The organism is Mesorhizobium sp. M0088, from assembly GCF_040322895.1.
In the GTDB taxonomy this organism is placed as follows: domain Bacteria; phylum Pseudomonadota; class Alphaproteobacteria; order Rhizobiales; family Rhizobiaceae; genus Mesorhizobium.
Genome location: NZ_JAMYUI010000017.1, coordinates 128,155 through 144,880 on the forward strand (window position 1 = coordinate 128,155; position 16,726 = coordinate 144,880).

General features: G+C 63.8%; 16 protein-coding genes. 5 read left to right on the forward strand and 11 right to left on the reverse strand.

Annotation, left to right across the window (positions count from 1 at the left end; all coding sequences use genetic code 11):
• The first annotated feature begins 9 nt into the window (after nucleotides 1-9).
• Nucleotides 10-1,455, forward strand: coding sequence for a sodium:proton antiporter (locus NKJ67_RS21335; protein ID WP_352582875.1), 1,446 nt, complete (start codon nucleotides 10-12; stop codon nucleotides 1,453-1,455).
• Here the strand turns inward: NKJ67_RS21335 and NKJ67_RS21340 are convergent, their stop codons facing one another.
• The 8 genes from NKJ67_RS21340 to gcvA form a co-directional block, all read right to left on the reverse strand.
• Entirely contained in the window at nucleotides 1,456-2,175 is a 720-nt protein-coding gene (locus tag NKJ67_RS21340; protein ID WP_352582877.1) for an ABC transporter ATP-binding protein, read from the reverse strand.
• Complete coding sequence (locus tag NKJ67_RS21345) at nucleotides 2,172-2,900, reverse strand: ABC transporter ATP-binding protein (RefSeq protein ID WP_352582879.1); 729 nt, start codon at nucleotides 2,898-2,900, stop codon at nucleotides 2,172-2,174. Before NKJ67_RS21345 ends, NKJ67_RS21340 begins: the two co-directional genes overlap by 4 nt.
• Complete coding sequence (locus NKJ67_RS21350; protein ID WP_292337471.1) at nucleotides 2,897-3,859, reverse strand: branched-chain amino acid ABC transporter permease; 963 nt, start codon at nucleotides 3,857-3,859, stop codon at nucleotides 2,897-2,899. The genes NKJ67_RS21345 and NKJ67_RS21350 overlap by 4 nt, the downstream gene beginning before the upstream one ends.
• The gene (locus tag NKJ67_RS21355) at nucleotides 3,856-4,737 is read right to left on the reverse strand and encodes a branched-chain amino acid ABC transporter permease (protein ID WP_352582881.1); all 882 of its coding nucleotides are present in this window, start codon (nucleotides 4,735-4,737) and stop codon (nucleotides 3,856-3,858) included. Before NKJ67_RS21355 ends, NKJ67_RS21350 begins: the two co-directional genes overlap by 4 nt.
• A 217-nt stretch (nucleotides 4,738-4,954) precedes the next feature.
• Nucleotides 4,955-6,259 carry an ABC transporter substrate-binding protein gene (locus NKJ67_RS21360; RefSeq protein ID WP_352582883.1) on the reverse strand — a complete coding sequence of 435 codons (1,305 nt, stop codon included), beginning with the start codon at nucleotides 6,257-6,259 and terminating at the stop codon, nucleotides 4,955-4,957.
• Nucleotides 6,260-6,387: 128 nt separating this feature from the next.
• A complete protein-coding gene (locus tag NKJ67_RS21365) occupies nucleotides 6,388-7,827 on the reverse strand; it encodes a hypothetical protein (RefSeq protein ID WP_352582885.1) in 1,440 nt (479 codons plus the stop codon).
• A 168-nt stretch (nucleotides 7,828-7,995) separates the two neighbouring features.
• Nucleotides 7,996-9,300 (reverse strand): nicotinate phosphoribosyltransferase, encoded by a 1,305-nt coding sequence (pncB, locus tag NKJ67_RS21370; protein WP_352582887.1) that lies wholly within the window; start codon nucleotides 9,298-9,300, stop codon nucleotides 7,996-7,998.
• Nucleotides 9,301-9,436: 136 nt separating this feature from the next.
• Nucleotides 9,437-10,411, reverse strand: coding sequence for a transcriptional regulator GcvA (gcvA, locus tag NKJ67_RS21375; RefSeq protein WP_352582889.1), 975 nt, complete (start codon nucleotides 10,409-10,411; stop codon nucleotides 9,437-9,439).
• 207 nt (nucleotides 10,412-10,618) lie between these two features.
• On the opposite strand from gcvA, the gene speB reads away from it, so the two are divergent.
• The 4 genes from speB (at nucleotide 10,619) to NKJ67_RS21395 (ending at nucleotide 13,879) form a co-directional block, all read left to right on the forward strand.
• Nucleotides 10,619-11,680, forward strand: coding sequence for an agmatinase (speB, locus tag NKJ67_RS21380; RefSeq protein WP_352582891.1), 1,062 nt, complete (start codon nucleotides 10,619-10,621; stop codon nucleotides 11,678-11,680).
• A gap of 85 nt (nucleotides 11,681-11,765) precedes the next feature.
• Entirely contained in the window at nucleotides 11,766-12,572 is an 807-nt protein-coding gene (locus NKJ67_RS21385) for a transporter substrate-binding domain-containing protein (protein ID WP_127808346.1), read from the forward strand.
• 6 nt (nucleotides 12,573-12,578) lie between these two features.
• Nucleotides 12,579-13,235: an amino acid ABC transporter permease gene (locus NKJ67_RS21390; protein WP_127808345.1), complete on the forward strand. Its 657-nt coding sequence runs from the start codon at nucleotides 12,579-12,581 to the stop codon at nucleotides 13,233-13,235.
• Nucleotides 13,232-13,879 carry an amino acid ABC transporter permease gene (locus tag NKJ67_RS21395; protein WP_127269243.1) on the forward strand — a complete coding sequence of 216 codons (648 nt, stop codon included), beginning with the start codon at nucleotides 13,232-13,234 and terminating at the stop codon, nucleotides 13,877-13,879. The genes NKJ67_RS21390 and NKJ67_RS21395 overlap by 4 nt, the downstream gene beginning before the upstream one ends.
• 22 nt (nucleotides 13,880-13,901) lie before the next feature.
• Here NKJ67_RS21395 and NKJ67_RS21400 read toward each other — a convergent pair whose 3' ends face one another.
• The 3 genes from NKJ67_RS21400 to NKJ67_RS21410 all read right to left on the reverse strand — a co-directional run bounded on the left by NKJ67_RS21400 (nucleotide 13,902) and on the right by NKJ67_RS21410 (nucleotide 16,699).
• Entirely contained in the window at nucleotides 13,902-14,717 is an 816-nt protein-coding gene (locus NKJ67_RS21400; protein WP_127269244.1) for an oxidoreductase, read from the reverse strand.
• A gap of 93 nt (nucleotides 14,718-14,810) precedes the next feature.
• The gene (gene fabF / locus NKJ67_RS21405) at nucleotides 14,811-16,076 is read right to left on the reverse strand and encodes a beta-ketoacyl-ACP synthase II (RefSeq protein ID WP_352582951.1); all 1,266 of its coding nucleotides are present in this window, start codon (nucleotides 16,074-16,076) and stop codon (nucleotides 14,811-14,813) included.
• Between the two features lie 44 nt (nucleotides 16,077-16,120).
• Complete coding sequence (locus NKJ67_RS21410) at nucleotides 16,121-16,699, reverse strand: TetR/AcrR family transcriptional regulator (RefSeq protein WP_352582894.1); 579 nt, start codon at nucleotides 16,697-16,699, stop codon at nucleotides 16,121-16,123.
• Nucleotides 16,700-16,726 lie beyond the last annotated feature (27 nt).

A 16,726-nucleotide genomic window follows, 5' to 3' on the forward strand; every position in this document is an offset into this window, starting at 1 on the left:
AGCGGCCGGATGAGGGGGCCTTTTTCATATCCGATCTCCCTGTTGGCTGCATGCGCTGCGATAATTGCCGCCGTGCTGTTCCCGGCACAGGCTTTCGCGGCGGAGGAACACGGCCTGCCCGGCGCTTCGATGCCGCTGTGGTGGGCGCTGCCCTTTGCCGGGCTGCTGTTGTCGATCGCCACCGGTCCGCTGCTGTTTCCTCATGTTTGGGAACATCACTACGGCAAGATATCGGCCCTTTGGGCCGCACTGGTGATCGTGCCGCTGGCGGCTGCCTTCGGTGTTCCCACAGCGACCGAAGCGGTGCTGCATGCGTTGCTCACGGAATACATGTCGTTCATCATCCTGCTGTTTGCGCTGTTCACCATTTCGGGCGGCATTCTCCTTGCCGGCAACATTCACGGCACGCCGCTGGTGAATGCAGGCCTGCTGCTGGTCGGCGCGCTGCTGGCCTCGGTGATAGGCACGACCGGTGCCTCGATGATCCTGATCCGGCCGATCATCCGCGCCAACGATAACAGGCCGTTCAACGCCCATGTCGTGATCTTCTTCATCTTCCTGGTGTCCAACATCGGCGGCTCGCTGACGCCGCTTGGCGATCCGCCGCTGTTCGTCGGCTTCCTCAGAGGTGTCGACTTCTTCTGGACGACCGCCAATCTCTGGCGCGAGACCCTGTTCGTCGGCGGTGCCGTGCTGGCCGTCTTCCTGGGCATCGACATCATCCTGCATCGGCGCGAGGCTGGCGCGCCGAAGATCAAGGATCCGACGCCGGACACGACGGTGCGTCTGCGCGGCCTGGCCAACCTTCCGCTGCTGGCAGGTGTGATCGGCGCCATCCTGCTGTCGGCGGCCTGGAAGCCGGGCGTCAGCTTCTCCGTGTTCGGGGTCAGCCTGGAACTGCAGAACCTGGTGCGCGATGCCATCATCCTGGCGCTCGCCCTGCTGTCGCTTCCGCTCTCCTACAAGAGCCACCGCGAGGCGAACGGCTTCAATTGGGGTCCGATAGCGGAGGTGGCCAAATTGTTTGCCGGCATCTTCATCTGCATCGTGCCGGTCATCGCCATCCTCAGGGCGAGCCATGAGGGGGCACTGGCGCCGCTGGTGTCGCTTGTCAGTTCACCCTCGGGTGCGCCCAACGATCTCGCCTATTTCTGGCTGACAGGGGCATTGTCGTCCTTCCTCGACAATGCGCCGACCTATCTGGTGTTCTTCGAGCTTGCCGGCGGCGACCCCCGGCACCTGATGACGGAGTTCGCTTCGACGCTTGCCGCGATCTCGGCCGGCGCGGTGTTCATGGGCGCCAACACCTATATCGGCAATGCACCGAACTTCATGGTCTACGCCATCGCCCGCCATCGCGGCGTGAAGATGCCGGGCTTCTTCGGCTACATGCTGTGGTCTGGGCTGGTGCTGATCCCGATATTTTTGGTCGCGGGCTTTCTGTTCTTCGGCTGATCACCCGACGCCGACATAGCGGCGGACCGCCGACGGGTCGGCGCGCAACTCCTCGACGTCGACCGTCTCGCGGTTGCGGCCGTTTTCGATGAAGGCAACGTGGTCGGCGACCGAAAGCACTGCATCGACACGCTGCTCGACCAGGATGGTCGAGACCCCCATGTCGCGCAGCTTCGACACCGTCTCGCGGATCTTGGCGATCATCGACGGCATCAGCCCTTCGGTCGGCTCGTCGAGCAGCAGCACTTGCGGTTCGAGACAGAGCGCGCGGGCCATCGCCAGCATCTGCTGCTCGCCGCCGGACAGCGTGCCCGAGCGCTGCCGCAGCCGCTGGCGCAGCAGCGGGAACAGGTCGAGGACATTTTCCCGCACGGCCTTGCCCTTGCCGCGCGCCATCAGGCCGATCTCGATGTTTTCCGCCACCGTCATTTCGGCGAACAGCCGTCTTCCCTGCGGCACATAGGCGACGCCGGCCTTGGGCACTTCATGCGCCGGCAGACCAGTCAACTCTTGGCCAGCCAGTTTGATCGAGCCGGCGCTTGAGGGAACCAGCCCCATGATGGCTTTGAGCGTCGTTGTCTTACCGGCGCCATTGCGGCCGAACAGGCACAGCACCTCGCCCTTGTTCAGCACCAGGTCGAGGCCATAGAGCACCTGGACCTCGCCATAGAAGCAATCGAGCCCCGAAATGGTGAGGGCTTGAGACTTAGGGTCAGTCATGGGGCGGTCCCCAGATAGGCTTCCTGCACCGCCGCGTTCTCGCGGATCGCTTCGGGGGTGCCTTCGGCCAGGATCTTGCCGGCATTGAAGACGGTGATGCGGTCGGCCAGTTGCATGACGACCGGCATGTTGTGCTCGATCAGAAGCACGGTGGCGTTCTTGGCGATCTCGCGCACCAGGGTGATGAAATTGTCGATCTCGCTGTCGGCCAGCCCTTGCGTCGGCTCGTCGAGGATCAGCAGGCGCGGCTTCAGCGCGAGGCCCATCGCCACTTCCAACAGGCGCTGATGGCCGTAGGACAATTGGCCGGCCGGCATGTGGGCACGATCGGCCAGGCCGATGCGTTCCAGTGCGGTCATGACAGCGGCCTGTATCGCGCTCTTGGAATGGCTGCCATGCCGCTGCGTCAGTTGCGCGGGCAGCGCGACGTTGGCGTAAACGGACAGGTTGGCATAGACGCTGGTGAGCTGGAAGGTGTAGGCGATGCCCCTGCGCACCCTGACATAGGCAGGCAGACTGGTGATGTCGGTGCCATCGAAGACGATCATGCCGGCAGACGGCTGGATGCGGCCGCTGACCAAGCTGACGAAGGTGGTTTTCCCCGCTCCATTGGGACCGATCACGGCGCGGATCTCGCCCGGCATCAGCGCGAAATCGACATTGTCGACGGCGCGCAGACCACCGAAATTGCGCGACAGGCCCTTGGTGGTCAAAAGCGGCATCATGGCAGCCACCCGAGCCAGCGCTGGCGGATGCTGCCCAGAATGCCTTTCGGGAAAAACAGCACCAGCAGGATCAGCGCGATGCCGACGATCAGCAGATAGGCGGAGGTGTAGCCGCTGGTGATATCGATGACATAATACATGAACAGCGTGCCGATCAGCGGCCCAAGCGTGGTGGCGGCACCGCCCAGCAGCACCCAAAGCAGCGGCAGGATCGAATACTGCACCGACGCGAAGCTTGATCCGACATAGCCGAACAGCAGCGCATAAGCGGCCCCCGAGGCCGCGCAGATGATGCCGGAGATGACGACGGCGGCGAGCTTGTTCGAAAACGTATCGTAGCCGAGCATCTTCGTGCGCTCCTCGTTCTCGCGGATGGCGACCAGCACGCGGCCATAGCGGGAGCGGACGATGGCCAATGTGACGAGCAGCACGATGGAAAACAGCGCCAGCGCTGTCATGTAGCGCACCGTCGGATTGGTGAGTTCGAGCGATGTAGCGCCAAAGCTGAGCACCCGCGCCGGCTGCGGCACGACCATCCCTTGGTCGCCGCCGGTCCAAGTCGCGAAGTAGAGGATGAGGAGGTAGAACACTTGAGCGAACATCATGGTGACGATCATGAAGGCGACGCCCGTGGTGCGCAACGCCAGCAGGCCGATCACGAGTGAAACAACAACACCACAGCCGAGGCCCGCGGCGAATGCCGCTGGTACGCTCCAGCCGAGCTGGATGACGGCAAGGCCGGCGCCATAGAGCCCGGCGGCAAAGAACATCGCATGGCCGAGGCTGAGCAGGCCGACATAGCCGAACAGCATGTTGTAGCCCATGGCGAACACCGCCAGCACCATGATGCGGGCGAGCAGGCCGTGATAGTAGTCCGGCAAAAGGAAGCTCAGCACGAAGAGCAGCGCGATGACGCCGAGATGCAGGGCATAGGCTTTTACCGGCGAAGCTTCGCTCATCGCGACGTCGTCCCGAACAGGCCTTGCGGGCGGAACACCAGCACCATGGCGACCAGCAGCGTGGCGATGATCTTGGCCAGCGTCGGCGAGAAGAACATCGAGATGATGCCGTCGGAGAGGCCTATCAGCACGGCGGCGACGACCGTGCCGCGCAGCGAGCCGAGGCCGCCGATGATGACGACGATGAAGGAGAGCAGCAGCGGATCCTGCCCCATCAGATAATGCGCCTGGCTGATCGGCACGATCAGCACCGCCGCTATGGCCGCCAGCATGGCGCCGAGCGCGAAGACGCCGCCATAGACGCGGCCGACGGGGATGCCGAAGGCCTGCGCCGTCTCGCTGTCATACTGCGTGGCGCGCATGACGAGTCCGATCCTGGTGCGCGTCAGCACCAGCCATGTCGCGGTGAGCAGCAGCGCGGAAGCGGCGATAACAGACAGTTTGTAGCCGGAATAGCCGAACCAAGGCAAAAGGATGCGGTAGCTGAACGGCGGCTCGACCGGCCGAGCCTCCGGGCCATAGAAAGTCAGCGCCAGCTGCTGGATGATGTAGAGCATGCCGATGGTGGCGACGATGGTGGCTTCCGGATTGTAATTGAGCCGGCGCAGCACCAGCCGTTCGGCGACCAGCGCAATGGCGCCGACGATCAGCGGGGCAATCACCAGCGCCGCCAGGAAGCCGAGCGCAGGGTGACCGCCGATGGCCGTGGTGATCGCCCAGGCGAGCACCGCGCCCAGCATGAAGAACTCGCCGTGCGCGACATTGACCACGCGCATGACACCGAACACCAGGGACAGGCCGAGCGCCGTCAGGGCTAGCACTGACGAGGTGACGAGGCCTTCGAGAGCGGCGAGGAGGAGATGGGGACCGAAGTGCATGGGCTAAGCACCAGCGGATGCGCGAGGCACCCCCCTCTGGCCTGCCGGCCATCTCCCCCTCAAGGGGGGAGATTGGCTGTCCCCACGGCCTTCGCCAATAGCCAAGGGTGATAAATGGCCGCCTTCGCATGAACTGCCAATCTCCCCCCTTGAGGGGGAGATGGCCGGCAGGCCAAAGGGGGGTGGGCCGAAGGGCACTGTGCTTACAAAACCAGGCTCACAGCGCCTGCGTCGTGTAATCCCCCTCGGCCTCGTAAAGCCCGTCCTCGATCTTGGTCTTGTGCACGACCTTGAGCTTGCCGCCTTCGACCTTGGAGATGTTCTGGATGCCAAAGCATTGGTGGATCTTGCCGTTGAAGGTTTTCGGTCCCTGCGGATGCTCCGGGCCTTCGGCGAACTCGGTCAGCGCCTCGGTCGCCTCGACCAGCTTGGCGCGGTCTTCCGGGCCCTTGTAGCCGGCGTCTTCCATCGCCTTCTTGACGACATAGAGCGTCTCCCAGCAGCCGAACATGTGGGCTGCGGTGGAGACGTCCTTGGGGTCGCCGACGGCGGCGCCATTGTCGTCGATGCCGACAGCGGTGCGGTAGGCCTTCTGCGCCTCGGAATCGTCGGCCTGCGCATAGCGCGGCGAGCCTTCCCAGAAATGGCTGCCGTCGAGGAATTCGAGGCCGGGGCTGTTGATGTCGGTGGCTTCGAGCGAATCGATGAAGCCGAACAGTTGCGGCCGGTTGGAGCCGTAGAACTCACCGAGCTCCTTGACGAAGGTGAGCACGGCCGGGCCGACCATGACGTGGTAGATCACCTCGGTCTCGGCCGGGATCTGCGGGAAGTATTTGGTGAAGGACGATTCCGTTGGCGGGATGGCGATCTGCGCGATGACCTCGGCGCCCTGTGCCTTCAGCGCCGGCGGTAGGTAGTCGCGGTGGTCGTAGCCGAAGGCGAAATCCGGGAAGATCTGCGTCACCTTCTTGCCGGCATTGGCCGCGATCCACGGCGCCATCGACTGGATCTGGCTCTTCACGTCGGTGATGCCGGGCTGGAAGACATAGCGGTTCAGCTTTGTCGAGGCGACGTGATGGCCTTCGCTGACGACGAAATAGGGCATCTTGTTTTCGCCGGCGGCGGGCGCAGAGCCAATGACGACATGCGAGAACAGCGTGCCGAAGACGATGTCGGTCTTGTGCTGGGTGGCGAACTTGCCGACCACCTCGGCGCCACGGCCGGGATCGGTGCCGTCATCCTCGATGATCACCTCGACCTGACGGCCGTTGATGCCGCCGGCGGCGTTGATCGCCTTGACCGCGGCAGCCGTGGTCTTCTCGTACCAGCGGCCATAGGCGGCGCCGATGCCGGTGCGGTGCGACTGGAAGCCGATCTTGATCGGCGCCGAACTCTGCGCCTGGGAATAGCGGACGTAGCCGGGGGCCAGGCCCAGGCCGGCGCCGGCGGCCAGACCCTTCAGCGCCGTGCGGCGGGTGAGCGTGGATCTGGAGAGATCGAAAAACCCATTCTTGTCAGTCACGGCAGTTCCCCTGTTTTTGAGTTTTGACTGGCTGTAACGAGGCAAAAAATCGCATGTGTACAAACTAAATCACCAAAGCCCCGACGTGGCAAGCGGGCTTTCCCCGAAGGCATGCTGGTCGCCTTTTCTCATCCGACAGTCGGCGTGGCAAGCAACCAGAGGCCGAAGACGGTGTAGGCGATCATCAGCAAGGTGAGCGGGAACTGGCTGAGTGCCGCGCGGGAGGGCTGTGGGTGCAGGCGCCAGGCGAAGCCGTGAGCGACGAGGACGGCGAGCACATGGCCCAGGATGATGGCGCCGGCCTGGATATTCCACAGCCACCACGCAGAGTCCGCCCCCGCAACGATGCCGGCCTCGATCTGCATGTCGGCGGTGCCGAACAGGTTCCAGCCCAGCGCGAACGGATCGGACAGTGCCGCAAGCGCATACTGGCCGTCGACGAGCAGCGCCGTCAGATAATGCGCAACGTGATAGGCAAGCGCAATCGGCACGATCGACCACACCAGCAGGCCTGCGGCCTGGCCGAGCGTGTGATCGCTGCCGGCAAAACGCTGGCCGAGCCGGACGGCAAGCAGGAACACCGCCGCCAGCAGCGCGAATGTCAGGATCAGCCCGCAAGTGCCGCTGCCGATCAGCGCGGTGCGGCCGGGAAATTCGAGCGGGTTGATGCCGAACAGGCCGAGCCAGAAGAAGGTCTTCGACAGGCCGTCGAAGGACACCGACGACAGGGCCAGCAGCAGGAAGGCGATGCCGCTGGCCGGCAGGGGCTGCGCCGTCAGCAGCTTGGCGCCGGGCCAGCACAGGCCAAGCCGGCCGTCTTGGTTGCGTTCGGCCACGGCGAAGCGCGCCACCATCGAGAAGAAAACCGTCAGGAATTCACCGCTGCGGCTCCAGTCGCGATAGCCGAACGCCAGCATGGCGAGGAAAGAGAACAGCCAGTAGAGGCCGGCGGCCAAGGCCAGCCGCCCCGGATCGTCGGGCGCCGGATCGATGAGTTCGAACCAGGCGAAGGCGAAGAACAGGATGACAGCCGGCCAGCAGCCGACCCATCCGGGCAGGCGCCATGCTCCGTGATCCCTGGTCTCGAACAGGCGCGAGGCGAGACGCCATGCTCCATACCAGGGGTTGAGCCATGACCAGAGGTCGCCGAAGACACCCTGCAGCAGCGTGACGCCGGCCCACAACAGTGTCCAGATCACCAGTGGCAGAGGATTGGAAAGTGGGTCGCGGCTGCCGAAAAAGGCGGCGGCGATAAGAATTGCAAAGCCGGCGAAGGATAGCAGGCTGATGGCTGTCCGGGAGGCATCGCCGAGAGTTAACAATGGCAGGCGCCGGCGCCAGAAGCGGTCAAGTGAATCCGCAGGCAGCAGCGCAAGGACGAGGAAGCTGACGGCCACGGCGAAGGCGCCTCCGACCAGATAGTAGCCGGTCGGCAGAAGCAGGACATGGCCACGATCGGAGGCGTGGGCAAAGGCGGGGGTAGGCAATATGAGCCATGCGGCCGTAAGCAACAAAGACGACGATAGGTGTTGGCACTCTACGGTGCCCCCCTCTGTCCTGCCGGACATCTCCCCCTCAAGGGGGGAGATTGGCAGTTTCGCCGCCGGCTCTTCCCTGGCAATGTTGTTGATTGGCGAAAGCAGAGATGAGGGAGCAATCTCCCCCCTTGAGGGGGAGATGTCCGGCAGGACAGAGAGGGGCGCCAGGGAACTCGTACTATCCAGGAACCCCACCCCTCACACCTTGACCAATTGCTCCACGCGGTCCTTCTCGCCGAAAATTCTGAGATACCGCTCGATCTCTTTCACATCGCCGGTCGCCTTGGCCGGATTGTCGGAAAGTTTGACCGCTGGCCTGCCATTGGCCTCGGTGACCTTGCAGACCAGCGATATGGCGTCGAGGCTGTTGGTTTCCGTCGGCGCGCAGCCTTCGAAATCATTGGTCAGATTGGTGCCCCAGCCGAAGGACATGCGCACCTTGCCCTTGAAGTGGCGATAGGTCTCCTCGATCGTCTCGACCTCGAGCCCGTCGGAGAAGATCAGCAGTTTCTGCCGGGGATCTTTGCCCTTGTCGCGCCACCAGGACAGGATCTTTTCGCCGCCTTCGATCGGCGGAGCGCTGTCGGGGCGAAAGCCCGTCCAGTCGGCCACCCAGTCCGGCGCATCACGCAGGAACGATGCCGTGCCGAAGGCGTCGGGCAGCACGATCAAGAGATTGCCGCCATAGTAACGCTGCCAGTCCTGCAGCACCTTGTAGGGCGACTGCCTCAGTTCTTTTTCCGAGTCGGCGAGGGCGGCGAACACCATCGGCAGCTCATGTGCGTTGGTGCCGAGCGCTTCGAGGTCGTTGTCCATGGCCAGAAGCACGTTGGAGGTGCCGGTGAACGCTTCGCCGATGCCTTCCTTCAGCGCCTCGACGCACCAGCGCTGCCACAGGAAGGAATGGCGCCGGCGCGTGCCGAAGTCCGAGATGCGGATGCCGGGCAGCGCCTTCAGCCGCTCGGTCTTGGCCCACATCTTGGACTTGGCGCGGGCATAGAGCACGTCGAGCGCGAAAGGTCCGAACGCCCGCATCGCCGCGCGCGATCGAAGTTCATTGATGATGGCGAGCGCGGGGATTTCCCACAGTGTGGTGTACATCCACGGCCCGCTGAAGGTCAGTTCATACTGCCCGTCGCGCTTCGACAGCTCGTAGTCGGGCAGCCGGAAGCCTTCCAGCCAGGCGAGGAATTCCGGTTCGAAGATCTGCTTGCGGCCGTAGAAATTGTTACCGCCGAGCCAGATCATCTCCTTCTTGGAGAAGCGCAAGGTGCGGGCATGGTCGAGCTGTTCGCGCAGTTCGCTCTCGTCGATTTCGTCAGCCAACCGCACTGAGGTCGTGCGGTTGATCAGCGAGAAGGTTGCGTCGACCTTGGGATACATGCCCCAGATCATCTGCAGCATCAAAAGCTTGTAGAAATCCGTGTCGAGCAGGCTGCGCACGATCGGGTCGAGCTTCCAGGTGTGGTTGTAGACGCGCCGCGCAATATCGGTCTTAGCCATGTCTCAACACCGCCTTCGCTGCCTGCCATCCACAATCGCGACAGGCCTCATAGCATCGAATCGGCCAGAACGCTGCCCGCTTTCAGGCTGGCCCGACAAAAAGAGCTGCCTGCATGCGGTGGCGCAGAGCTTGGCATCAACTTGCGGATTTTCCGCCCATCACCCTGAGCGCCGGACGCTTGCGGCGGCTGACGATGCGGCCGGCCACAGGGGCGTCGGCGCGCCCGTCATCCCCGGCCTTCTCGGCGAACAGCCAGTCGATGAACACCTGCACGATCGGTGTCGCCCGCATCTCGTTGCGGCAGACGACATAGAAATCGTCGACCGCCGGCACCGACAGGCTGAACGGCGCGACCAGCATGCCCCTGGCCAGCAGCGCGCTTGCCGTCACCGAGTCGCCCAGCGCCACGCCATGGCCATGCACCGCCGCCTCGGTCGCCATGCGCGCATCGCCGAGATGATGGCGGCGACCCCGCTCCAGGTCCAGCGCATCGGCGGCCGCCAGCCAGGTGTGCCATTCGCGGCCGTCATCGCCATGCAGGAAGACATGGTCGGCGAGATCCCTGACGCTGCGGATCGGCCGGTTGTTGATCAGTGTCGGGCTGACCACGGGAAACAGTTCGAGGCCCGACCATTTGCGCATCCAGCAATCGGTCCAGCTGCCGTCGCCATAATGCACGCAGACATCGATGGTGGGCGCCCGCAAATCCTTGGAATCGTTGGAAGGGATGAGCGTCAGCCTTATGTCGGGGTATTGCGCCATGAAACTGCCGAGCCGCGGTGTCATCCACAACAACAGAAGCGCCGGCACGCAGGAGACCGAAAGTGTGCCGCTGCTCGCCGGCCTTGTCATGCGCTGGGTGGCGGCGGCGATGCCGTCGAAGGCGCTCGACACCGCCGGCAGAAGCTCCGCGCCATGCGGTGTCAGTTTGACCCGCTGGCCGGCCCGCTCGAACAGCTTGACACTGAGCGACTGCTCGAGCGCCTTGATCTGATGGCTGACGGCGCCATGGGTGACATTCAGCTCAATGGCCGCCTTGGTCAGCGAGCCATGCCGGGCCGTTGCCTCGAAGGCGCGCAGCGGATTAAGCGGTGGCAGGCGCTTGGTCATGGGTATCAACTTTATTGTGAGATTTTCTCACAGAAAACACCCTAACAATATCAATTGATTTTTCAATGCCGCTGCCGGACACTGAACCTGGAACAGCATCAAGACGTGAAATCTGCAGGCAGCCAGCGGGACAGCGGCCCGGCCGGATGACGGTCGGTTCGCAGGCGTCATCCGCGGCGGCACTGCATCAGCCCAGGAGGAGCGGACATGGGATATGATCGCGGCAAGCTCGACGCGTTGCGTCGCAAATATGGTGAAAGCCATGGCGGCGAGATGTTCGACCCGAAATTCCGCAAGGTCGCCGATAAGATCTTCTCCAAGAGCGGCACGCGGCTGGCGCCCTATTCAGGCATCCCGACCTTCCTCGCCGCGCCGTACCGCGAAATATCGGCCGACAATCCGGATTTCGGCGATTTGCAGGTAGCGATGATCGGCGTGCCGATGGACCTCGGCGTCACCAACCGGCCAGGCTCGCGCTTCGGGCCGCGAGCGCTGCGTGCCATCGAGCGCATCGGCCCCTACAATCACGTTCTGGAATGCGCGCCCACACATGAGCTCCGGGTCGCCGATATCGGCGACACGCCGTTCCGCAGCCGCTACCGGCTTGAGACAAGCCATGAGGATATCGAGCGCCGCACCAACCAGATCGTCGATGCCGGCGTCATCCCGCTTTCGATAGGCGGCGACCATTCGATCAGCCATCCGATCCTGAAGGCCGTCGGCAAGAAAGCTCCGGTCGGGTTGATCCATATCGACGCCCACTGCGACACCAGTGGCCTGTTCGACATGACCAAGTTCCACCATGGCGGCCCGTTCCGCAACGCGGTGCTTGACGGCGTGCTCGACCCGACGCGCACCATCCAGATCGGCATCCGCGGCTCGGCCGAATATCTGTGGGAGTTCACCTACGAGTCCGGCATGACCGTGGTGCATGCCGAGGAGGTGACCTGTCTCGGCATTCCGGCCATCATCGAGAAGGCGCGCAGAATAGTCGGCGACGGCCCGACCTATGTGTCCTTCGATATCGACAGCGTCGACCCGGCCTTCGCGCCGGGCACCGGCACGCCGGAAGTCGGCGGGCTGACGACGCGCGAAGTGCTCGAACTGCTGCGCGGCCTCAAGGGCCTCAACATCGTCGGCGGCGACGTCGTCGAGGTGGCGCCGCAATATGACGCTACCACCAACACGGCGCACGCCGCCGCACAGGTGCTGTTCGAGATATTGAGCCTGATGGTGTTCAGCCCGGCTATCACCGGCAAGGGAGCCTGACCTCTACGAATCCAAACGAAGGCGGCCGCCGCGCTGGAGCCGGCGGCCGTATCCAACAAACAAGCGTCCAGACAGGGGAATAACAATGACAATCCGCAAGACATTTGCCTCCATCGCCGCCGTGCTGATGCTTGGCACGGCCGGTTTCGGCTTCGCCACACAAGCCGCAAGCGCCGATGCGCTGGCGGACATCACCAAGGCCGGCACCATCAATGTCGGCGTCTTCGCCGACTTTCCGCCCTTCTCCTCGGCCAGCGCCGATATGAGCCTCAAGGGCTATGACATGGATGTCGCGCAATACATTGCCGATACGCTCAAGGTGAAGCTCAACCCCATCGCCGTCACCGGCCAGAACCGCATCCCGTATCTGAACGACAAGCGCGTCGACATCCTGATGAGCGTCGGCTACTCGAAGGAACGCGAACAGGTCATCGACTTCGCCGCCGCGTACGCGCCCTACTACATCGCCGTGATCGGTCCGGCGGCTCTGACGGTCAAGGGCAAGGAAGACCTCGCCGACAAGTCGATCGCCGTCAATCGTGGCACGCTGGAAGACACCTCGCTCACCGAGGCAGCACCGGCGTCGGCCGACATCAAGCGCTTCGACAACTACAATTCGGTGATCCAGGCCTTCATCTCCGGCCAGACGCAGCTGATGGTCGTCGGCAACGATGTCGGCGCGCAGGTGCTGGCCAAGCAGGATGCGCTGAAGCCGGAGCAGAAGTTCCAGCTTCTGACCTCGCCTTCGCATATCGGCCTCAACAAGAATGAGGACGGCCTGAAGAAGGCCGTCAACGATGCGGTCGCCAAGATGCTGGCCGACGGCAAGCTGGACGAAAGCTCGAAAGCCTGGCTGAAGACGCCGCTCAATCCCGAAAACCTCAAGGATTGAGTTTCCGTGGCCTTTGCCTGGCTCCCGGGTGCTCTGGGCGACATCGCGCACGGCGCGGCCACGACGATCCTGCTGATCGCCGTGACCACGCTGGCCGGAACGCTGCTCAGCATCCTGGGTGCCGCGGGGCGACGAAACGGCCCGGTTCTGCTCAAGCGGGCGATCGCCTGTTACGTCGAGGTGATGCGCAACACGCCGTTCCTGGTGCAGCTGTTCTTCATCTTCTTCGGCCTGCCCAGCCTGGGCATCCGGCTCGATCCGATCCTGGCCGCCATGCTGGCGATGACGCTCAACATGGCGGCCTACACCATCGAGATCGTCGGCGCCGGGCTTGACGCCGTGCCCGGCGGACAGACGGAAGCAGCGCTCGCGCTTGGGCTGCGGCCCCGCCAGGTGTTCGTCAAGATCGTGCTGCCGCAGGCACTCAAGATCATCTATCCCGCGCTGACCAGCCAGATCGTCATCATGATGCTGGAGTCGGCCGTGGTGTCGCAGATCGCCGTGCGTGAACTGACCTACGAGGCCGACATGCTGCAGGCGCGCACCTTCCGCTCTTTCGAGACCTATTTCGTCGTGACGCTGGTCTATCTCGCTCTGTCGATGGCCTTGCGCCGGCTGCTGGTGTCAGGCGGGCGCCGTGCGCTCGGAGCCGGCGTATCATGATCGAGTTCACCTCCTGGGACATCGTGCGCAACCTGCTGCTCGCCGCCCGCTGGACGGTGCTGCTATCGCTGGCCGCCTTCATCGGCGGAGGCATCGTCGGCCTGGTCGTGCTGTTCTTCAGGATCGCCAAGAACAAGTGGAGCAGGCGCATAGCCTCCGGCTACATCGCCCTGTTCCAGGGAACGCCGCTCTTGATGCAGCTGTTCCTGATGTTCTTCGGGCTGCCGATGCTCGGCCTTCGCATCGAACCCTGGACGGCGGCGGCGCTCGGCCTCACCTTCTTCGCCAGCGCCTATCTCGCCGAAATCTGGCGCTCCGGCGTCGCGGCGCTACCCCTGGGGCAATGGGACGCCGGCGCAAGCCTTGGCCTGCACTATCTGCAGGAGCTGAGGCTGATTATCCTGCCGCAGGCCTTTTCGATCACCCGCGCACCCACCGTCGGCTTCCTGGTTCAGCTGATCAAATCGACCGCGCTGACCTCGATCATCGGCTTCGAGGAGCTGGTGCGGACCTCCAACGCCATCAACAATGCGACCTTCGAACCGTTCAAGGTCTACGGGCTGGTGGCTCTGATCTTCTTCGTCATGTGCTTTCCGCTGACGCAATACGCCCGCAGGCTCGAGAAACAGGCGGCTGCTCGCTGACGCGCCAAGGCAGCGCTCGATTTCAGGCCGGCAGCCCAAGCTGCTTGCGCAGGCTCTTGTCGAATGCGGACGCGGGGACGAAACGGCGCAGGAAACTGACCTGGCGCGCCATTTTTCCAGCCGCATAGCGTTTCTTCGGCGCAGGATCGGTCGCCGCGGCCAGAACGGTGCTGGCGACCACTTCGGGCGCATCGCCTTTTTCCATCGATTTCCGCACGGATACAGTCATCCCGGCACGCGCGGAGTCGTAGATTTCGAGCGACCGGTCGGGGGCGGCAAGATTGTCCTCGAATGCCGTGCGGGTATAGGCGGGCTCCACCAGCGAAACGCGGATGCCGAACGGGCGCAATTCGTGATCGAGCGACTCCGAATAACCCTCGATGGCATGTTTGGTCGCCGAGTAGAGTGCGAAATAGGGAGCGGGGATGAGCCCCTGCACCGAACTCAAATTCACGATTCTGCCCTTCCCTTGGCGCCGCATTGCCGGCAGCACCGCGTTGGTCACACGCAAGACGCCGAAGACGTTCACGTCGAACAGCACCTTAGCCTGGGCGGTCGAGGACTCCTCTGCGCCGCCAAACAGGCCCATGCCGGCATTGTTGACAAGCAGGTCGATGCGTCCGGCCTTGGCCAGAACGTCATCGACCATTGTCGCAACGGACGCGTCGTCGGTCACGTCGCAGGTCAGCATGGTAACGCCGGCGGATGGCCGGGAGGCCGCGCGACGGCTGGTTCCGAAGACGCGAAAGCCGGCGCCTAGCAAGGCATCGGCGGTAGCGCGCCCGATGCCGGAAGATGCCCCTGTGACCAGGGCGACGCCAGGGTTGGTCTTGTTCATGGAAATCATATCCTTCTTTGCGTTGGATCGGATTGGGAAAAGCATGAGAGGCCGGGGCAAAGGGCGTTGGTCATGACTGCGTCTGGCCACCGGTTAGTTCCAGCGTCTGAACAGGGCGCTGGCATTCACGCCGCCAAAGCCGAAGCCATTGGAGATCGCGTACTCCATCTCCATGGGCCGGGGCGCGTTTGCGACGAAGTCGATTCCGTCGCCGGCCGGATCGGCCTCGCCAAGGTTGAGGGTTGGCGGGGCGACCTGATCCCTGAGCGCCAGGATTGCGAAGATCGCACCAAGCCCGCCGGCCGCTCCGAGCAAATGTCCGGTCGCCGATTTCGTGGCGCTGACAGCTATCGCGAAATCGCGCCCGAACACGCTCTTGATCGCTTCGATCTCACCCAGGTCGCCGACTGACGTTGATGTCGCATGCGCATTGAGATGACGAACCTCGCGTGGCGAAATCCCTGCCTGGGCAATCGCGATCTGCATGGCCCGGCGCGCGCCGTCGCCGTCCTCCGGTCCGGAGGTGACGTGGTGGGCATCGGCGGTCGTGCCGTAGCCGACGAGCTCAGCCAACGGCTTTGCGCCGCGCGCCAACGCGTGGTCCAATGCCTCGATGACCAGCACGCCGGCTCCTTCGCCCATGACGAAGCCGTCCCGCGATGTGTCGAAAGGGCGCGAGGCTTGAGCCGGCGCCCAATTGAAGCCGGTTGAAAGAGAGCGCGCCGCGGCGAAACCGCCGAGACTGACGGTGTTGATGCACGCTTCCGTCCCGCCGCATACGGCGATGTCGGCTTCGTTGGCGCGGATCAGGCGGGCGGCGTCGCCGATCGCTTGGATGCCCGCCGCGCATGCCGTCACCGGTGCTCCGAGTGGACCTTTGAAACCATGACGGATCGAGATGTGGCCCGCCGCGAGGTTTACAAGGAAGGACGGCACCGTAAAGGGAGACAGGCGGCGGGCGCCACGCAGGTCCACCGTGCGCACCGCCTCGGTGATGGCGGGGAACCCGCCGACCCCTGAAGCGATGATCGTGGCCGTGCGCAGGCGATCGGTTTCCAGGGCAGGCTTCCATTGCGCCTGCGCCAGCGCCTCTTCCGCCGCGGCCAGCGCGAAGAGAATGAACCGGTCCACCTTGCGTTGATCCTTCGCCGACAGGACGGCATCGGCATCGAAACCAGCCTCCGGATCTTCGCCCAGGGAGGGAACCACGCCGCCAATCTTAGCCGGCAGCTCTCCCACCACATCGTCAGGAAGCCTGCGAGCGCCCGACCGGCCGGCAAGCAGGCGTGACCAGGACGCTTCGACATTGGCGGCAAGAGGCGTGACCGCTCCCATGCCCGTGACGACAATCCGTTGCATCTGCTCTCCTGTCCTTGGTGTGCCGGCGGCACTGCTCGCGCCGTTCAAGGGGCGACTGCTTCGCGAACCTGATCGGCCGCCGCATCCAGAAAAGCCTGTGCAAGGTCGGGGTCGTTGACGACCCGCGAGAGCACGACCGCGCCGACCATCGTCGAGAGAACGGCCATTGCCTTGTTGCCGGTCTTTTCGCTGTCGCCCTCGCCAACCCATCCGCCGAGCATCTCAAGGTATGCCTTGATGCCGGCTTCGAATGATGCCTTCACCTCGGCACCTTGCCTGGCCGCATCCGAGCCGAGCGCAACGACCGGGCAGCCGTCCATCTTTTCCCCGCGATGGTCCATGCTGAGGTAGAATGAGATCACCCCGTCGAGCGGGTTCCCAGGATGTGCCGCGGTCGCGGCCGACCATTTGTGGGTGGCGCTTTCCATCGCCCGCCTGGACGCCAGCGCCGCCAAATCGTCCTTCGACTCGAATTGCTTGTAAAAGGCGCCCTGGGTCAGCCCGGCACCCTTCATCAGGTCCTTGAGGCCGATGCCGTCAAAGCCGCGCTCCCGGAAAAGCCGGCTTGCCACATTGATCACGGTCTCGCGGTTTTCCGCGGCCTGAGTGCGACTCACACGCATCGTCATCTCCTTTTTTAGATTGCATTC

Bases quoted from the DNA above. Each gene is read 5' to 3' on its own strand.
- NKJ67_RS21385 (WP_127808346.1), top strand. From the start codon at position 11,766: ATGACAATCCGCAAGACATTTGCCTCCATCGCCGCCGTGCTGATGCTT.
- NKJ67_RS21340 (WP_352582877.1), bottom strand. From the start codon at position 2,175: ATGACTGACCCTAAGTCTCAAGCCCTCACCATTTCGGGGCTCGATTGC.
- gcvA (WP_352582889.1), bottom strand. From the start codon at position 10,411: ATGACCAAGCGCCTGCCACCGCTTAATCCGCTGCGCGCCTTCGAGGCA.
- pncB (WP_352582887.1), bottom strand. From the start codon at position 9,300: ATGGCTAAGACCGATATTGCGCGGCGCGTCTACAACCACACCTGGAAG.
- NKJ67_RS21395 (WP_127269243.1), top strand. From the start codon at position 13,232: ATGATCGAGTTCACCTCCTGGGACATCGTGCGCAACCTGCTGCTCGCC.
- NKJ67_RS21400 (WP_127269244.1), bottom strand. From the start codon at position 14,717: ATGAACAAGACCAACCCTGGCGTCGCCCTGGTCACAGGGGCATCTTCC.
- fabF (WP_352582951.1), bottom strand. From the start codon at position 16,076: ATGCAACGGATTGTCGTCACGGGCATGGGAGCGGTCACGCCTCTTGCC.
- NKJ67_RS21335 (WP_352582875.1), top strand. From the start codon at position 10: ATGAGGGGGCCTTTTTCATATCCGATCTCCCTGTTGGCTGCATGCGCT.
- NKJ67_RS21345 (WP_352582879.1), bottom strand. From the start codon at position 2,900: ATGATGCCGCTTTTGACCACCAAGGGCCTGTCGCGCAATTTCGGTGGT.
- NKJ67_RS21355 (WP_352582881.1), bottom strand. From the start codon at position 4,737: ATGCACTTCGGTCCCCATCTCCTCCTCGCCGCTCTCGAAGGCCTCGTC.
- NKJ67_RS21365 (WP_352582885.1), bottom strand. From the start codon at position 7,827: ATGTCCGGCAGGACAGAGGGGGGCACCGTAGAGTGCCAACACCTATCG.
- NKJ67_RS21350 (WP_292337471.1), bottom strand. From the start codon at position 3,859: ATGAGCGAAGCTTCGCCGGTAAAAGCCTATGCCCTGCATCTCGGCGTC.
- NKJ67_RS21410 (WP_352582894.1), bottom strand. From the start codon at position 16,699: ATGCGTGTGAGTCGCACTCAGGCCGCGGAAAACCGCGAGACCGTGATC.
- speB (WP_352582891.1), top strand. From the start codon at position 10,619: ATGGGATATGATCGCGGCAAGCTCGACGCGTTGCGTCGCAAATATGGT.